Origin of the sequence: Streptomyces sp. NPDC019224 (genome assembly GCF_040632605.1) — a bacterium.
Classification (GTDB): domain Bacteria; phylum Actinomycetota; class Actinomycetes; order Streptomycetales; family Streptomycetaceae; genus Streptomyces.
This window is the reverse complement of record NZ_JBEYCF010000116.1, coordinates 1-1,323: the sequence shown is the minus strand read 5'-3', so window position 1 is coordinate 1,323 and position 1,323 is coordinate 1. Positions and strand designations below refer to the sequence as shown.

At 67.0% G+C, this 1,323-nt stretch carries 2 protein-coding genes; both read right to left on the bottom strand.

Going from position 1 to position 1,323, the window contains the following annotated elements; all coding sequences use genetic code 11:
- Positions 1 to 33: 33 nt before the first annotated feature.
- Positions 34 to 924, bottom strand: coding sequence for an IS3 family transposase (locus tag ABZ564_RS32745; RefSeq protein ID WP_360863147.1), 891 nt, complete (start codon positions 922 to 924; stop codon positions 34 to 36).
- Between the two features lie 23 nt (positions 925 to 947).
- A complete protein-coding gene (locus ABZ564_RS32740; RefSeq protein ID WP_360863145.1) occupies positions 948 to 1,253 on the bottom strand; it encodes a transposase in 306 nt (101 codons plus the stop codon).
- Between the last annotated feature and the right edge of the window lie 70 nt (positions 1,254 to 1,323).

Here is a 1,323-nt window from a genome sequence, read left to right as displayed (position 1 = left end):
TGAAGTTCCCCCCGCGGACTGGACAGCGGGTGTTTACGCTGCCGGGGCGAGGTTCTGCCTGAGCAGGGATCTCGTTTCGAGCGGGGTGACGTAGCCGTAGTCGGGGTGCCGGCGGAGCCGGCTGCGGTTGTACTCGACCTCGATGAAGTGGAAGACGTCGGCGCGGGCGGCCTCGCGGGTCTCCCAGACGGTCGTTCCGATCTCCGCTTTCAGGAGGGCGAACCAGCTTTCCGCGGCAGCGTTATCGTAACAAGAGCCGACACGTCCCATCGACTGCCTCATGCTCAACTTGCCTATCTCGGTGCGGAATTCGTCACTCGTGTACTCGCTGCCGCGATCCGTATGCATGATGCAACCGCTCTCCAGGCCGCCGCGTCCTGCGGCCATCCGCAGGGCTGCGACGGGCAGCTCGGCGCGGTGGTGGTCGGCCATCGCCCAGCCGGCGATCTCGCGGGTCGCGAGATCGATGCAGGTCGCCAGATACAGCTTCCCCTCCAGTGTGACGAGTTCGGTCATGTCACCGACCAGGCGCATGCCGGGCCGGGGCGCGGTGAAGTCCCGACCGATCAGATCGGCGGCGAACACCGCCCGCTTCGCCTGCCGGGTCAGTCCCCGGCGCCGCCGGCGGGTGATCCCGGTGATCCGGTGCTCGCGCATCAGCCGCTCGACCCTCTTGGAGTTCACCACCCGCCCGGCCCGCCGCAGGGCGGCGTGGATCCTCGGGGCCCCGTAGGCGCCGCGAGACCCGGCATGGAGCACCCGGATCTCGCCGACCAGTACTTCCTCGGCCCGCTCGCGCGCCGCCCGGGCCAGCTCCGAGGCCCTGTGCGCGTAGTAGGTGGAACGCGGCACCCCCAGCACACGGCACAGAAACGCAACGCTGTGACCTGCAGAATTACCCTTTGACGCCTTCTCCGCATCAATGAAGCGACACCGTGCGCCGGTGTCTACCTCATCTTGTCCCGAGCGAAGAAGGCGGTCGCTTTTCCCAGCACCTCGATCGTGGCCTCCTGCTCGCGGACCTTGCGCCTCAGCCGGACCAGCTCCTCACGCTCCGCAGTGGTCAACGCCCCCGCAGGCCCCTCACCGCGGTCGACCTTCGCCTGCTTCACCCACCCGCGCAGCCCTTCCGGACTCACACCCAGATCCCGCGCAACCTCGGTGACCGTCTTCTCCGAGGACAACGCCAAAGCGACCGCATCCCGCTTGAACTCGGCCGTGTACCGCTTACTCGTATTGCTTTTCTTGCTCACTACCTGTGACTGCTTCCTCCGGGACCATCCGTCCCAGTATCAAGCTGTCCAGCCGAGAGGGGGAACTTCA